The 14170-nt window shown below is 66.1% G+C and carries 15 protein-coding genes; 9 read left to right on the top strand and 6 right to left on the bottom strand.

From position 1 onward, the window contains the following. The first annotated feature begins 131 nt into the window (after nucleotides 1–131). Nucleotides 132–947, top strand: a complete 816-nt coding sequence (locus tag AC1MCA_RS08980; protein WP_479802810.1) for a GAF domain-containing protein — start codon at nucleotides 132–134, stop codon at nucleotides 945–947. Next, nucleotides 944–1813: an SGNH/GDSL hydrolase family protein gene (locus AC1MCA_RS08975; protein WP_479802808.1), complete on the top strand. Its 870-nt coding sequence runs from the start codon at nucleotides 944–946 to the stop codon at nucleotides 1811–1813. Before AC1MCA_RS08980 ends, AC1MCA_RS08975 begins: the two co-directional genes overlap by 4 nt. A 1-nt stretch (nucleotide 1814) precedes the next feature. On the opposite strand, the gene AC1MCA_RS08970 is transcribed toward AC1MCA_RS08975, so the two are convergent. Beyond that, nucleotides 1815–3167, bottom strand: a complete 1353-nt coding sequence (locus AC1MCA_RS08970) for a uracil-xanthine permease family protein (protein ID WP_479802806.1) — start codon at nucleotides 3165–3167, stop codon at nucleotides 1815–1817. Between the two features lie 261 nt (nucleotides 3168–3428). Between AC1MCA_RS08970 and AC1MCA_RS08965 the strand changes: the two genes are divergently transcribed. Continuing rightward, on the top strand, nucleotides 3429–4034 hold the full coding sequence (locus AC1MCA_RS08965) for a malonic semialdehyde reductase (RefSeq protein WP_479802804.1): 606 nt from the start codon (nucleotides 3429–3431) through the stop codon (nucleotides 4032–4034). A gap of 84 nt (nucleotides 4035–4118) precedes the next feature. Here AC1MCA_RS08965 and pgm read toward each other — a convergent pair whose 3' ends face one another. Continuing rightward, a complete protein-coding gene (pgm, locus tag AC1MCA_RS08960; RefSeq protein WP_108600443.1) occupies nucleotides 4119–5777 on the bottom strand; it encodes a phosphoglucomutase (alpha-D-glucose-1,6-bisphosphate-dependent) in 1659 nt (552 codons plus the stop codon). Between the two features lie 242 nt (nucleotides 5778–6019). On the opposite strand from pgm, the gene AC1MCA_RS08955 reads away from it, so the two are divergent. Next, complete coding sequence (locus AC1MCA_RS08955) at nucleotides 6020–6961, top strand: nuclease-related domain-containing protein (RefSeq protein ID WP_479802801.1); 942 nt, start codon at nucleotides 6020–6022, stop codon at nucleotides 6959–6961. A gap of 71 nt (nucleotides 6962–7032) precedes the next feature. Next, the gene (locus AC1MCA_RS08950; protein WP_479802799.1) at nucleotides 7033–7617 is read left to right on the top strand and encodes a DUF4190 domain-containing protein; all 585 of its coding nucleotides are present in this window, start codon (nucleotides 7033–7035) and stop codon (nucleotides 7615–7617) included. Nucleotides 7618–7624: 7 nt separating this feature from the next. Here the strand turns inward: AC1MCA_RS08950 and AC1MCA_RS08945 are convergent, their stop codons facing one another. From AC1MCA_RS08945 to AC1MCA_RS08935, 3 genes are all read right to left on the bottom strand, one after another. Further along, the gene (locus AC1MCA_RS08945; protein WP_479802798.1) at nucleotides 7625–7987 is read right to left on the bottom strand and encodes a hypothetical protein; all 363 of its coding nucleotides are present in this window, start codon (nucleotides 7985–7987) and stop codon (nucleotides 7625–7627) included. Between the two features lie 103 nt (nucleotides 7988–8090). After that, on the bottom strand, nucleotides 8091–8291 hold the full coding sequence (locus AC1MCA_RS08940) for a hypothetical protein (protein WP_479802796.1): 201 nt from the start codon (nucleotides 8289–8291) through the stop codon (nucleotides 8091–8093). Nucleotides 8292–8405: 114 nt separating this feature from the next. Next, entirely contained in the window at nucleotides 8406–9878 is a 1473-nt protein-coding gene (locus AC1MCA_RS08935) for an amidase (RefSeq protein WP_479802794.1), read from the bottom strand. Between the two features lie 111 nt (nucleotides 9879–9989). Here AC1MCA_RS08935 and AC1MCA_RS08930 point away from each other — a divergent pair, with 111 nt between their 5' ends. The 3 genes from AC1MCA_RS08930 to AC1MCA_RS08920 all read left to right on the top strand — a co-directional run bounded on the left by AC1MCA_RS08930 (nucleotide 9990) and on the right by AC1MCA_RS08920 (nucleotide 11656). Next, entirely contained in the window at nucleotides 9990–10316 is a 327-nt protein-coding gene (locus tag AC1MCA_RS08930) for a rhodanese-like domain-containing protein (RefSeq protein WP_108600621.1), read from the top strand. Nucleotides 10317–10367: 51 nt separating this feature from the next. After that, nucleotides 10368–11348: a prephenate dehydratase gene (pheA, locus tag AC1MCA_RS08925; RefSeq protein ID WP_479802792.1), complete on the top strand. Its 981-nt coding sequence runs from the start codon at nucleotides 10368–10370 to the stop codon at nucleotides 11346–11348. A gap of 95 nt (nucleotides 11349–11443) precedes the next feature. Further along, nucleotides 11444–11656 carry a hypothetical protein gene (locus AC1MCA_RS08920; RefSeq protein WP_108600623.1) on the top strand — a complete coding sequence of 71 codons (213 nt, stop codon included), beginning with the start codon at nucleotides 11444–11446 and terminating at the stop codon, nucleotides 11654–11656. A gap of 27 nt (nucleotides 11657–11683) precedes the next feature. Here the strand turns inward: AC1MCA_RS08920 and AC1MCA_RS08915 are convergent, their stop codons facing one another. After that, a complete protein-coding gene (locus AC1MCA_RS08915) occupies nucleotides 11684–12742 on the bottom strand; it encodes a diacylglycerol/lipid kinase family protein (protein WP_108600624.1) in 1059 nt (352 codons plus the stop codon). A gap of 88 nt (nucleotides 12743–12830) precedes the next feature. Here AC1MCA_RS08915 and serS point away from each other — a divergent pair, with 88 nt between their 5' ends. Next, nucleotides 12831–14111, top strand: coding sequence for a serine--tRNA ligase (gene serS / locus AC1MCA_RS08910; RefSeq protein ID WP_108600625.1), 1281 nt, complete (start codon nucleotides 12831–12833; stop codon nucleotides 14109–14111). Nucleotides 14112–14170 lie beyond the last annotated feature (59 nt).

Below are 14170 nucleotides of genomic sequence, written 5' to 3'. Positions count from 1 at the left end.
TGCCGTCCGGCTTCGTGCCGGGCGGCACTCTTCTGCGTCCATCTGCCGTACTTTCGCCCATCCGGGCCGATACGGACGTATCCTAGGAAGAGGTTTTGAAGTGGGCCGCCTTCCGAACCAAGGCGTGGATCATGGCCGCGGAGACTCCGGCGCAACCGGTCTGGGAATCACTTCCCGATCCCCAGGATGTGGTGTTCGACAGCAAGGATGTCGAGGGCTTCCTTGCTGAGGTCACCCATGAATTCATGCGCGATATCAACGGGGAGCACCGCGGCATCAGCTGGGCCGCCACCTTCTTCCGCCACGGCTCAGCCCACACGGTCGCGGCCGGCAGCGCCCTAGCACTGGCCGCGGACCAGGAGCAGTGCTCCTTCGAGGATGGGCCGGTCCTGGAGGCCCTGCGTTCGGGAGACTTCGTTCACCTTGCTGACATGGCCCGCGACCGGCGCTGGCCGGGATATGCCAGTGCGGCAGCAGACCACGGCGTCAGGTCGTTGCTGTCCATGCCGATTGTGTCCACCGCAGGGTCAAGTGCCGCGATCAACCTCTACGCATCCACCCCGCACGTCTTCACCAGCGAGGACATCGTCAAAACCCTGGCCTACGCGCGGGAAGTGGCCAGGGCGCTGCGGGTAGTGCTGCGTGTCGCCGAACGGGCCGAAGCCAGCGCCGAGCGGGCTGTCGCCGAAAGCTCCATGGTGCTGATGGACGTGGCCGTCAGCGCGCTGATGGCGGATTACGGCTTGGGCCATGAGGTTGCCCTGCAGTATCTGCGGACCGTTGCCAGGCATAACCATCAGGGCCTTCGCGAGGCTGCGATGAATATAGTGGCCGCCTCACGGCAGGACGCGAATCCTCCTGCCCACGAAACGGCCGATTTGCGTGGACTGGTTTCAGTTGAATCACCGGCCCTCAAGGGACCCCACACAACAGGGAGTACACCATGAATGCCTGGAAGGAAAACCCGGTAACCCCGGATGCCTTTTCGGTTCCTGCACCACATCCTTGGCACCGGCTCGTTGCCCTGGGTGACTCATTCACTGAAGGGATCGGCGATCCCGAGCCCCTCAGCGAAGGCGGTTACAGGGGCTGGGCGGACCGGGTTGCAGAGGAACTGAGCGAAAACCAGCCGGATTTCGCGTACGCCAACCTGGCCGTGCGGGGGCGGCTGGTGCGGCAGATCTTCGATGAGCAGCTCGGCCCGGCGCTGGCTCTGAAGCCTGATCTGGTCACGGTTTCAGCGGGCGGTAACGACATCGTCTTTCGGCGCAGCGATCCTGACCGGCTTGCCGAGACAATCGACGAGGGGGTGGGGCAGCTGACCCGTTCCGGGGCCACGGTGGTCCTTTTCGCAGGCCCGGATTGGGGTGCGACGCCGATCTTCAGCCAGATCCGCGGGAAGGTGGCCATCTTCAACGAGAACCTGCATACCGTGGCGGCACGCCACGACGCGGTGATGGTTGACCTGTGGTTCCTGCGCGAACTCTCAGACCCCGGCATGTGGGACCCGGACCGGTTGCACTTCTCGCCGCTGGGCCATCACACCATTGCGGCGGCGGTGCTGAAAGGCCTGGGCGTCCCACACACGCTGCTGCCCCAGCAGCCCAAGCGGATGGTCCCGCGAAGCTGGCGCCAGGCCCGCACCGAGGACCTGACCTGGGCGCGCGAATACCTTGTCCCCTGGGCGTTGCGGCAACTCAAGCTCCATCCGGAGGACGAGAGCCTGCTGGTGCCCAAACGCCCGGAGCCACGGCCCGTTTTCGGCCGCGGCGGCCCCGCTGCTCAACAGCTCAGCGGCGGCCACGCGGCCTGACTCAGCGCTTCTTCGGTGCGCGTTTCGCAGCAGCGTTAAGGGTGGCCTTCGCTGCAGGCGGCAGCCCGGCCACTTCGGTTTCCGGCTCCGCCACAGAGCCGCGGGCCTTGGCGATGGCTTTCATGCCGTGGTAGATCACCAGGGCGGCGGTGGAGCCGAGCGCGATGCCGGTGAACGTCAGGTCGCCGACGGTCCAGGTGTAGTCCGCAATGCCGATGATCAGCGCCACGGCGGCGGTGGTCAGGTTGATCGGGTTGGAGAAGTTCACCTTGTTCTGGACCCAGATCTTCACGCCCAGAACGCCGATCATCCCGTACAGCATGGTGGCGGCACCGCCCAGGACCCCGGGTGGGACGGTGGCAATCAGTTCGCCGAACTTGGGTGAGAAGCTCAGGACGATGGCGAACACGCCGGCCACCCAGTAGGCCGCCGTCGAATACACCTTCGTCGCTGCCATAACGCCGATGTTTTCGGCGTAGGTGGTGGTGCCGGAGCCGCCGCCGATGCCCGCCAGCACCGTCGCAGCTCCGTCAGCCATCAGTGCGCGGCCGGAGACGCCGTCGAGGTTCTGGCCGGTCATGGCTGCCACAGACTTCACGTGCCCGATGTTCTCGGCCACGAGGACCAGCACCACCGGGATGAAGAGGCCAAGCACCCCAACGTGGAACTCCGGGGTCTGGAACTGGGGCAGGCCGATCCACGCCGCCGCGTCCATCTTTTCGTAGCTCACTTCGCCGCGGAGCATGGCCACGAGGTATCCCACCACCACGCCCACCAGGATGCTCAAGCGGCCGATGATGCCGCGGAACAGGACGCTGACAAGGATGATCGTGGCGAGCGTAATGACGGCGGTGATGGGGGCGGCGTCGAAATTCTGTTTCGCAGCGGGGGCGAGGTTCAGCCCGATCAGCGCCACAATGGCGCCGGTGACGATCGGCGGCATCAGCCGGTTGATCCACTCGGCGCCGAATTTCTGCACAATGGCGCCGATGAGGGCAAGTACGACGCCGGCAATCACCACGCCGCCCAGCGCCCCCGGGACGCCGAACTGCTGTTGGGACGCCATGATGGGGGCGATGAACGCGAAGCTCGAGCCGAGGTAGCTGGGTACGCGGCCCTTGGTGATCACCAGGAAAAGCAAGGTGCCGATGCCCGAGAAGAACAAGGTGGTGGCCGGCGGCATCCCGGTGATGATGGGGACCAGGAAAGTGGCTCCGAACATGGCCACCACGTGCTGCATGCCCACGCCGATGGTCAGTGGCCAGGCGAGCCGCTCATCCGGGGCAACCACGTGGCCCGGTTTGATCGATTTGCCGTTGCCGTGGAGCTTCCATTTCATTCCGAGCATGCTCATGGGCGGGGGCCTTTCAAGGGGTGCCGCGACGGGCCGGGATCTTCCGCTGCAACAATACCGCGCCGCAGGGCACCGCGTTGAGAGGGTGCTGTCGGGTGGCCTGCCTGTAGTCCGAAGGATTCCGGCTCCTCGTCCGCGGAGGGTCTATGGCCAAGGTCACGTGCCGTCATGGGAAGAGGAATCGAACGCTTGAAGTTGCAACTATGGAACGGGGAACAGACAGCCGCCAAACAGGTGCGCTGCGCATCGAAAGGTACGTCAATGACCATTGCCCACGAAGAAGCAGTTATCGACCCGGCCGCCGTCGACGCCATCTTTGCCGAAGCGCGCACGGCCAACTCCTTCACCGGCGAGGTGACCGAGGACCAGGCCCGCGCCATTTACGAGCTCACCAAGTTCGGCCCCACGGCTTTCAACTCCCAGCCGCTCCGCGTCACCTACGTCCGCTCCGACGAGGCCCGCGCGAAGCTCGTTGACACCCTGGCCAACGGAAACAAGGCCAAGACCGCCTCGGCTCCGCTTATTGCCGTCCTCAGCTATGACACCGCCTGGGCCGAGCAGTGGGACACCTTCCTGCCCGGGTACAACGCCCCGAAGGCCATGTACGACGCCGCTCCGGACCTGGCCGCTGCCACCGGCAACAACAACGCCCACCTGCAGGCGGGCTACTTCATCATCGCCGTCCGCTCGCTGGGTCTTGCCGCCGGCCCCATGACCGGAGCCGATTTCAGCGCCATCGACGCAGCCTTCTTCCCCGCCGGCGATCAGAAGAGCTTCCTCGTGGTCAACATCGGCCAGCCCGGTGAAGGCGCCTGGGGCGCAGCAAAGCCCAAGTTCAGCTACGAGGACGTCGTCCGCACCGTCTGAACCCAGAACCCAAGATGCCCTATCACTTGTGGTCCCTATCCAGCCTGGATAGGGACCACAAGTGATAGGGCATCAGGCGTTAAGTCAGGCGATGACGCCGTCCACCAGCGCCTTGGCCTCGGCCTGGACCTGCTTGAGGTGCTCCTCGCCCTTGAAGGACTCGGCGTAGATCTTGTAGACGTCCTCGGTCCCGGACGGGCGGGCGGCGAACCAGGCGTTCTCGGTGACGACCTTGAGCCCGCCAATCGGCGCGCCGTTGCCCGGTGCCTCGGTCAGCTTCGCGAGGATCGTCTCGCCTGCCAGCTCGGTGGCGGTGACGTCCGACGGCGAGAGCTTGCCCAGGGCCGCCTTCTGCTCCCGGGTTGCTGCTGCATCAATGCGCGCATAGACAGGAGCGCCGAACTGATCGGTCAGGCCCTTGTACAGCTGGGAGGGGGACTTGCCCGTGACGGCGGTGATCTCCGAGGCCAGCAGCGCCAGCAGGATGCCGTCCTTGTCCGTGGTCCAGACGCTGCCGTCCAGCTTATTGAAGGATGCGCCGGCTGATTCCTCGCCACCGAACGCGCCCTCGCCGGACAGCAGCCCCGGCACAAACCACTTGAAGCCCACGGGGACCTCCACGAGCTTGCGGCCCAGGCTTTCAGCAACGCGGTCGATGATCGAGGAGGACACCAGGGTTTTGCCCACCACCGAATTGGGGTTCCAGCCGCTGCGGTTGCGGTAGAGGTAGTCGATGGCCACTGCAAGGTAGTGGTTCGGGTTCATCAGGCCACCGTCCGGGGTGACGATGCCGTGGCGGTCGGCGTCGGCGTCATTGCCGGTGGCGACGTCGAACGCGCCTGAACTGCCGCCGTCGGACATCCGCTTGATCAGCGAAGCCATCGCGGCCGGCGACGAGCAGTCCATCCGGATCTTTTCGTCCCAGTCCAGGGTCATGAACGCCCACTGCGGGTCCACGGTGGGGTTCACCACCGTGAGGTTCAGGTGGTGGCGCTCGCCGATTTCGCCCCAGTAATCCACTGCGGCACCGCCCATGGGGTCGGCACCGATGCGGACGCCGGCGTCGCGGATGGCGTCCAGGTTCAGCACCGACGGGAGGTCATCAACGTAGCTGCTCAGGAAGTCGAACTTGCCGGTGCTGTCCGCGGCCAGGGCGTCAGCGAGCGGAATGCGCTTCACGCCGCGGAGGCCGTTTTCGAGCAGTTCGTTGGCGCGGTTGGCGATCCAGCCGGTGGCGTCGGAGTCTGCGGGGCCGCCGTGCGGGGGGTTGTACTTGAAGCCGCCGTCGCCCGGCGGGTTGTGGCTGGGCGTGACCACAATGCCGTCCGCCTCCGGGGCGCCCGCCGCACGGTTGTTGTTGTAGGTCAGGATGGCGTGGCTCAGAGCAGGGGTGGGGGTGTAGCCGTGACGGGCGTCCACCAGTACCTGCACACCGTTGGCGGCCAGCACTTCGAGGGCGGAATTCTGCGCCGGCTCACTGAGGGCGTGGGTGTCCTTGGCCAGGAACAGGGGGCCGGTGATGCCCTGCCCTGCCCGGTATTCCACAATCGCCTGCGTGATCGCGACGATGTGTTTTTCGTTAAACGACGCCTTGAGGCTGGAACCACGGTGCCCCGAGGTGCCGAACGCTACGCGCTGGCCGGGATCACCAAGATCCGGCGTGATGTCGTAGTACGCGTCGAGGAGCGCAGTGATGTCAACAAGGTCCTGGGGTTGGGCAACTGTGCCCGCGCGGCTAGCCATGGGACCAGCATGCCAGACGCAGGCCGGGGGCAGAACGAGCTGTCCAGAATCCGGCCCCTGTGACGCGGAATGTCACGAAACAGGTAATGAAACCTGAGTACCGGGGCCAAAAGTACCTATATACCGGCTCCCGCCGCCGCTGTTACGTTCGGAAAAAGTATGGAGCGTCAAAGCGCGACGGCGGCACCGGGCCACGTCGCACGCGGCTGTAAGCGGCCGCCTGGAAGGGAAGGGGCCGGGTCATGGGGGCAGGGGACGGAGCAGCCGAACAGGCAAGGCGGACTGCAGAACGGGTGCAGCGACTGAAGCGCCAGCTGGACCAGGCCGAGCATGCCACGAAGGCGTGGGATGAAGGTGCTGTCGGCGAACAGATCGTGGCAGAGCGGCTGGGCACACTCGTTCCGCACGGCTGGTTCCTCCTCCACGACATGCATTGGCCAGGGCGGCCCAAAGCCAACCTCGACCACGTGCTGGTGGGACCCGGCGGCGTCATCGTGGTGGATGCCAAGAACTGGACAGGGGAGGTCAGCGTCGCGTCCGGTGTCCTTTGGCAAGGCCGGTTTGCCAGGACGCAGTCCGTGGAATGCGCCCTGGCGCAGTGCGCGGCCGTCGCCTCTGTGATGGCGCCGCGGCACCGGCGGTTCGTCCGCCCGCTCATCTGTCTTGCCGGGCAGCCGGATCTGTTCGGCATTACCAGCTCCGACGTCGCCGTGGCAGGTTCCGACCGCGTTGTTGCTGCCGTACTGGCACTGCCCACGGTCCTCGACGAGCAGGACGTGGCCGCCTTGCACGCCCGCCTTGGCGAGGAACTCATGCAGGAACCCGTAGCGGAAAGCCCGGTGGTGAGAGCTTTGACGTCGAAACCGGCCGGCCCGCCCAGGGTTGCGCAGCCGCCGGGGACGCCGGGCAGGCAGCCGCGGCAGACACGTGCGGCAGGCAGGTCTGCGGTGGACGGGCCAGCGCCTGGCAACGGGCCAGCGCCGGGCCGGCCAGGTCCGCGGAACTTCGGACCCCCGGTCAGCCGGACTGCGGGCGCAGGAATCGGCAGCACCGGTCACGGTGCGGGCTACGGTGCGGGCCGGAAGTCGAGGGCCCAGCAGCAGGCCACCAGCATGACCCACCTGATGTTCCTTGCCGCCTTCGTAGTCTTCGCCGTGTATGTCCTTCCCTACTGGGGCGGGTAGGGACTGTGGAAGGTGTGACTGGAATGACGGCGGCGGTAGGCTAAGCCGTAAGACTTCCGAGGGGGAAAACCATGAGTGACCAGCCAACGCCACGCCCCGATTCCCAAGGGTCAGGTACCCATGGGACAGACGATCCGCCATCCGGCTACGAGCCGCCGCGCTTTGTGCCGCCGCAGGGCTCCGACCTCCCCGCGCCACCGCTTTACGATCCTAACCAGTACGGCGCGGGCCGGTACGGCCAGCCGGAAAACCAAGCGGGCGGGCAACACGGCGCGCCTTACGTCCAGCCAGCCAGCCCTTACGGACAAAGCACTGGCGCGTATGGCCAGCCAGCCAGCCCGTATGGACAACCCAGCCCGTACAGCCAGCCCGGCTCCTATGGGCAACCGCAGTACTACGGCATGCCGGCAGAGCCCAAGGGCCTGAGTATCGCCAGCATGGTCTGCGGTATCGCCTCAGTCATTCTTGGCTGGCTCATGATCCCGCAGGTCGCCGCGATCATCACCGGACATCTGGCGCTCCGCCGCGAACCCTCGGGCAAGGGCCTGTCCATCACCGGCCTGGTCCTGGGATATCTGTGCTTGCTCGGCTATGGAGCGTTGTGGCTGTTCCTCGTCCTGGGGCTGATGGCGTACAGCACAAGTTACGGCTACTGAGCAGGCGCTAGGTTCCGGCGATCCGCTGTGCATGTTCGCGCTCCGCTTCGCTCAATGAGCCGGCTGCGCTCTGAAGCAGGGACCAGCGGGTTGTGATTCCATCGGGACCGGTGAGGCTGCCCGCCGCCAACGCGCTTTCTATCCGACGCCGAACCTCGTTTTCCGCCTTCGGTTCGGCCGCGAAGACCACGCTGAGCGCCACTGTGTTGCCATCGCGCTGATGGCTTGTGTGGTGCGGCGCCAGCGGGCACGGCGGCGGGTGCTCCCAGCTTCCACAAAGCTCTACGGTGATCGCGGCCCGTGCCGCCCCGGGGTCGCTTTCAGCGTCCATGAGCAGTGAAGCCTCGTGGACGTACGGTTCACGCATCATGTCCCTGCTTTCGGGAGCGGCGGGGCCTGGCGCGCAAGGGCAGTGCCGGCAGCGGAAAGGCCCCTGTCCGGGGCCTTTCGTCGGGCGGATCAGACCAATGTGGTCAGACCCTCTCGTGGGTGCGCTCGGCAGCCGGTTCCTGGGCTTCAGTCTTCCGGCGACGCGGGAAGGCCCAGAAAGAGAAGTCCTGGGCCGTGTAATGCGGCTCCTGACGGTCCGGCTGGGTTTCCTTGCGCGGTTCAGGTTTGCGGCCGGTGTCCTTCTTGGCCCGCCACCCGAAATCCTCCATCGATGAATAGCACATCACAAACCTCCTCATAGTGACTGCGCTCTTAATCCTCCTCCGGATTGGTCCCGGAGTCGACACCCCCCAACCCACGGAAAGACTGTGCCGAGGTGCCTCCCAAAGCACCCAAAATTAGAAACCGATCTGTGCCGCCACCTGCAGCAGGAGCGCTTCCGATCCGGCCGGTCCCACGAGCTGTATTCCCATGGGGAGGCCGTGGCCGTGCTGTCCGCCGGTCCATTGGACGGGAATGGTGATGGCAGGAAGGCCGCAGACGTTGACCATGGATGACCACGGCGCGAACTCGCACTGGCGCCGGTAGTCGCCGTCGGCGTCGTGGTCCCACTCCGCAGCCGGCCAGCGACCGTCGCCGTGGGTGGCGCCGGTGAACCAGCCCACCGGCCGCGGGGTCTGTGCGAGGGCCGGCGTCAGCACCAGGTCCCATTCCCCGTACTGCGTGATGGTGTCGCGTTCGAACTGGCGGAGGAATGCCAGGGATTCGTTCAGTTTCGCGGCGCTGCGCTGTTGGGCCCGGCGCCGAAAAGTGCGGGTCAGCGGCGTGAGGAGGGCTTCGCGGTGCGGACTGATGCGGGCTGTGCCAACGGGCGCTGTCCAGGCCGTGGTGAAGGCGTCCGGGTAGCGGTTGTCATAGCGGATGGCGGCTTCGGCAACACCGTGCCCGGCGTGCTCAAGCATGTCGCGGCCAGTCTGCAACGCGTCCAGGGCCTCCGGTTCCGGCGTGAACGGGAAGATAGCGGACCAGGGGCTGTCCAGGGTCAGCCCGATCCGCAGCCGGCGGGGTTCGCGCCCCACCGCATCGAGGAAGCTGCCGCCGGCGGCGGGCACCAGCGCATCCATCATCAGCGCTGCATCAGCGGCATTCCGGGCAAGAGGTCCCGCCACCACCAGACGGCCGGGATCGCCCGAACTCTCGCCCGAGGGCACCAGTCCGCGTCCGGGTTTGAGGCCCACCAGACCACAGGCCGCCGCCGGGATGCGGACTGATCCGCCGCCGTCGGACCCTGGCGCGAAGGGAAGCAGGCCCGCGGCAACCGCCGCGGCACTGCCCCCGGACGAGCCGCCGGAACTCCGGCTCAGTGCGTACGGATTGCGCGACGGCGGGGCGATGCGGTTTTCGCTGTATGCCGTCAGTCCGAACTCCGGAACCTGGGTCTTTCCCAGAGAGATGACTCCGGCAGCTTTGAGGAGTGCAGGGAGGGCGCCGTCCACGGGAGCAGGTTTGCGGTCCAACGCTGCGCTGCCGTGCGTGGTCACCACGCCTGCCACATCAGTCAGGTCCTTGAAGGCCAGTGGCATCCCGTGCAGGAAGGGCAACTCCCCGTCGCCGCCAACTGACGTTCCCGCGCCCGCTCCTCTCCGGACCCGGGCGAATCGTTTGTCGGCTGCGTCGGCATCGACCAGCGCCTGTTCGGCGGTCACGGTGATAAAGGCCCCAAGCCGCGGATTCCGGTCTTCGATGCGGGCCAGGAAATGGGCGGTGGCTTCCCGCGCGGAGACTTCCCCGCTGCGGAGCGCATCCCTGAGCCTGACGGCGGGGAGCTCGTGGATCTCAGTCCCGGCACCGGTTGGCTGAACAGCGGTCAAGGCGCCTCCTCAGAATCAGATAGAAGCGTAACCTGCCCGGACGGCAGCGGGCATGGCCGACGGCTGGCGCTAGGCTGGGATCAGACCATGATGTTCCGAAGGAGGACTCCTGTGAGCGATTTCGATACTGTGCCAGTCAACGATGTTCCGGACGAGGCAGTAATCCTGGATGTGCGCGAAGACTACGAGTGGGTAGCCGGTCACGCCGATGGCGCCCTCCACATTCCGCTGGACCAGCTTCCGGCCCGGCTGGACGAACTGGACCCGGACCAGGATCTGTACGTCATCTGCAGGACGGGCGGCCGGTCGCAACGTGCCGCCCAGTGGCTCACCGCCCAGGGCTATGCCGCCATCAACGTGGCCGGCGGTATGGACCAGTGGCTCGAATCGGGTAAGCCCCTGGTTTCGGACAACGGCCTCAAGCCCCTGATCCTGTAGTCCATCCGGGCACCCGCTCCGTCAGCGTTCATCACCCTAGGGGAATACTTCATGCCGGCGTCACCCACTACGTACACCTTCCTGGGTCCCGAAGGCACCTTCACCGAAGCGGCGCTGATGCAGGTCCCCGGCGCCGCGCAGGCAACGCGTGTCCCGGCCTCCAACGTCAACGCCGCGCTGGACAGGGTGCGCGAAGGCTCCGCAGATGCGGCTATGGTCCCCATCGAAAACTCGGTGGAAGGGGGAGTCACCGCAACCCTTGACGCCATCGCCAGCGGGCAGGAGCTACGGATCATCCGGGAGGTCCTGGTCCCGATCAGCTTCGTGCTGGTGGCCCGGCCCGGACTGGCGGTCTCCGCGATCCGCCGCATCTCGACCCATGGCCATGCCTGGGCGCAGTGCCGGCTCTGGGTCGACGCCAATATTCCCGGCGCAGAATATGTCCCCGGCTCGTCCACGGCGGCGGCCGCCATAGGGCTGCTGGAGGACGATGCCCATTACGACGCCGCCATTTGCGCTCCCATAGTGGCGCAGGAGCAGCCTGGACTGGCTGTCCTTGCGGAGAACATTGGCGATAACCCGGGCGCCGTGACCCGGTTCATTCTGGTCAGCCGGCCGGGTGCCCTGCCCGAGCGGACCGGAGCCGACAAGACCACCGTGGTGGTCCCGCTTCCGGAAGACCGTCCGGGCGCACTGATGGAGATCCTGGACCAGTTCGCCGCCCGCGGCGTCAACCTGAGCCGGATCGAGTCCCGCCCCACCGGCCAGTATCTGGGCCACTACTTCTTCAGTATTGATGCGGACGGCCATGTCGGGGATGCGCGGGTTGCCGACGCCCTGGCAGGGTTGCACCGGATCAGCCCTGGCACCCGTTTCCTGGGTTCGTACGGCCGCGCGGATGCCCAGAGTGCTTCGGTGGCTCCGCACACGTCCGACGAGGCATTCCAGGCGGCCCATGCCTGGGTGGCCGGCATTCTGAAGGGTGCCCCCGCGGCGCCTGAAACCGTTTCCGGAGCTTCGCCCACAGCGTAGGTGAATGCCGGCCAGGGTACTTCCCCGGGGCAACTACTGTGCGTATGCTTACTTGATCCACTTGGGGGGATGGCCCCTAACGAAGGGAGCGGGTCATGAACACCAGCAGCACAGATAACGACGGTCAGGGCATGATCGTCAACCCCAAGCCCACCGCTGACAATCAGGACTGGGACGGCGACGACGCTGATCGCGCTGACCGCCTGCGCTTTGAAGAAGAGCAAGCCATGATCCGTGAACAGTCGGAAGCACGTGCCGCCGCGAAGGCTGCCGCAGAGAACAAAACCGCCAAGAAGGCCAGCGCCTAGGCCTGTTTCGCCCGGATCCTGCCCACCTTAGCCCGGCTGGCCCGCCACCCTGATCAGCAGGGAACGCGCCTCCACGCGGACCGTTATTTTTGTCGCTTCCCCGGTGGTGTCCCCGTCTACTTGGGTGGGCATCGGTTCGGGGCATTTGATGACAATCTTCCCTGCCCGGTAAACGGTCATGATGGGCAGGTTGCCCTTGTGCTTGAACACGATCTTGGCGTACATGGCCAACCAGCCGACGGCGCTCCGCGGGCTCATGACCACCACGTCCAGCATGCCGTCGTCGATCATGGCCTCAGGAATGAAGTCGATGCCTCCTGGAATCAGCCCGCAGTTGGCAAACAGCACGCTGCGGATGTTCCTGACCTGCTCCGGGTTGCCGTCAAGGGCGACGGATACTTTCTTCCGCCGTCCCGGCAGGTGACGCATCCCCGCCTCCGTGTAGGCCAGCCAGCCCACGGCTCTTTTGAGGCCGTCGTTGGTGTCCGCGAGGATTTCGGCGTCCATGCCGATGCCGGCGATGACCAGGAAGGCATGTTCCGAGGAGTGCCCGGTGCGCGAATTCTCGATCCCCATCCGCGCGGTGTCGATGTAGCGCTGCTGGCCGAAGAGTGCAGTCTGCACGTTGGCGTGCAGGTCGTAAACGTCCAGGTCCAGGTTGCGGGCCAGCAGGTTTCCGGTCCCGAGCGGAATGATTCCCATGGCCACCCCCGTATGCGCGAGGGTCTCGGCCACGACGCGTACTGTTCCGTCTCCGCCGCCCACCAGGACGACGTCGGCCTTGTAGTCCAGCGCTGCACGCGCCTGGGAATGCCCGGGGTCCTCAGCGGTGGTCTCCAGGAACAGCGGTTCGTCCCAGCCGGCAGCAATGCAGGCCCGCTGGATGGCTTCCCTGGCGTCTGAGGCGCGTGCCTTGATGGGGTTGAGGATCACCGCCACCCGCTGATGTGCAAGGCCCGTTTCGTGGGCATCCTCGCCCACGGCGCTGCGGACGTGAAGGGCTTTAAGCCGGCGCACGCCCCACCAACTGGAGACGGCGAAAGCCAGTGCTGCCGCGCTCAGGAGGTAGAGAAGCCAGTCGTTCATGGTGCTCCAACAGTATCCCGGCGTCCGTGGCCCCGTTTCCCGCCCGTGCCGGAAGCCCGGCTCCGCCCGGATTGGATACTCTTGTCTGGTGATCGACGTAAAAGAACTCAGCGAAAACCCGGACAAGTTCCGTGCCAGCCAGCGCGCCCGCGGCGCGGACGAATCAGTGGTCGACGCGATCATCTCCGCAGATGCAGCCCGGCGCGCCGCGCTGATCCGCTTTGAGAACCTTCGCGCCGAGCAGAACGTCTTCGGCAAGAAGGTGGCGCAGGCCAAGGGCGACGAGAAAAAAGCACTCCTGGCCGAGGTCAAGGAACTGGCCAACACGGTCAAGGCAGCGTCGGCCGAAGCCGACGCTGTGCAGGCCAAGCAGGACGAGCTGCTCCGCACCATACCCAACCTCATTGAGGACGGCGTCCCGGAGGGTGGCGAGGACGACTACATCGTGGTCAAGACCGTCGGCACGCCCCGCGAGTTCCCTGACTTTGAGCCGCGCGACCACCTGGAAATCGGCGAACTGATCGGCGCCATCGATATGGAGCGCGGCGCCAAGGTGTCCGGCTCGCGGTTCTACTTCCTGCGCGGTGTGGGTGCCCGCCTGGAGATGGCGCTGCTGCAGATGGCCATGGAGCAGGCCGTGGACGCAGGCTTTGTCCCCATGATCACGCCCACGCTGGTGCGCCCCGAAATCATGCAGGGCACCGGGTTTGACGTAAAGCACGACGCCGAGATCTACCGGCTCGCCGAGGACGATCTTTACCTCGTAGGAACCTCCGAAGTGGCCTTGGCCGGCTACCACGCGGACGAGATCCTGGACCTCACCGCCGGTCCCATCCGTTTCGCCGGGCAAAGCTCCTGCTACCGCCGCGAGGCCGGTTCGCACGGCAAGGACACCCGCGGGATCATCCGCGTCCACCAGTTCAACAAGGTGGAGATGTTCATCTACACCACCGTTGAGGAAGCTGCGGCGGAACACCAGCGGCTCCTGGCGTGGGAAGAGGAAATGCTGGCCAAATGCGAGCTGCCGTACCGCGTCATTGACACCGCGGCCGGCGACCTCGGCATGTCAGCGGCCCGCAAGTTCGACTGCGAAGCCTGGGTGCCCACACAGGGCGCCTACCGTGAGCTGACGTCCACGTCCAACTGCACCACGTTCCAGGCCCGCCGCCTGAACATCCGCGAGCGTGTGATCAACGCAGAAGGCGTGGCCAAGGGCACCCGCGCGGTGGCCACCCTGAACGGGACGCTGGCGACCACCCGCTGGATCGTGGCCATCCTGGAGCACCACCAGAACCCCGACGGCTCGGTTAACGTCCCGGCCGCGCTGCAGAAGTACCTGGGCGGCCTGGAAGTCCTCCCGGTCCTCTAGGCCCGCAGCCTTTTCCGCCGACAAATCCCCGACACGCGGGACGTCCGCCTACTCCAACG

Source organism: Arthrobacter sp. BK1 (assembly GCF_056680055.1).
The sequence above is the reverse complement of the archived record's forward strand: the minus strand, read 5'-3'. Positions and strand labels throughout refer to the sequence as shown.

Bases quoted from the DNA above. Each gene is read 5' to 3' on its own strand.
- AC1MCA_RS08980 (WP_479802810.1), top strand. From the start codon at position 132: ATGGCCGCGGAGACTCCGGCGCAACCGGTCTGGGAATCACTTCCCGAT.
- AC1MCA_RS08975 (WP_479802808.1), top strand. From the start codon at position 944: ATGAATGCCTGGAAGGAAAACCCGGTAACCCCGGATGCCTTTTCGGTT.
- AC1MCA_RS08970 (WP_479802806.1), bottom strand. From the start codon at position 3,167: ATGAGCATGCTCGGAATGAAATGGAAGCTCCACGGCAACGGCAAATCG.
- AC1MCA_RS08965 (WP_479802804.1), top strand. From the start codon at position 3,429: ATGACCATTGCCCACGAAGAAGCAGTTATCGACCCGGCCGCCGTCGAC.
- pgm (WP_108600443.1), bottom strand. From the start codon at position 5,777: ATGGCTAGCCGCGCGGGCACAGTTGCCCAACCCCAGGACCTTGTTGAC.
- AC1MCA_RS08955 (WP_479802801.1), top strand. From the start codon at position 6,020: ATGGGGGCAGGGGACGGAGCAGCCGAACAGGCAAGGCGGACTGCAGAA.
- AC1MCA_RS08950 (WP_479802799.1), top strand. From the start codon at position 7,033: ATGAGTGACCAGCCAACGCCACGCCCCGATTCCCAAGGGTCAGGTACC.
- AC1MCA_RS08945 (WP_479802798.1), bottom strand. From the start codon at position 7,987: ATGATGCGTGAACCGTACGTCCACGAGGCTTCACTGCTCATGGACGCT.
- AC1MCA_RS08940 (WP_479802796.1), bottom strand. From the start codon at position 8,291: ATGTGCTATTCATCGATGGAGGATTTCGGGTGGCGGGCCAAGAAGGAC.
- pheA (WP_479802792.1), top strand. From the start codon at position 10,368: ATGCCGGCGTCACCCACTACGTACACCTTCCTGGGTCCCGAAGGCACC.
- AC1MCA_RS08920 (WP_108600623.1), top strand. From the start codon at position 11,444: ATGAACACCAGCAGCACAGATAACGACGGTCAGGGCATGATCGTCAAC.
- AC1MCA_RS08915 (WP_108600624.1), bottom strand. From the start codon at position 12,742: ATGAACGACTGGCTTCTCTACCTCCTGAGCGCGGCAGCACTGGCTTTC.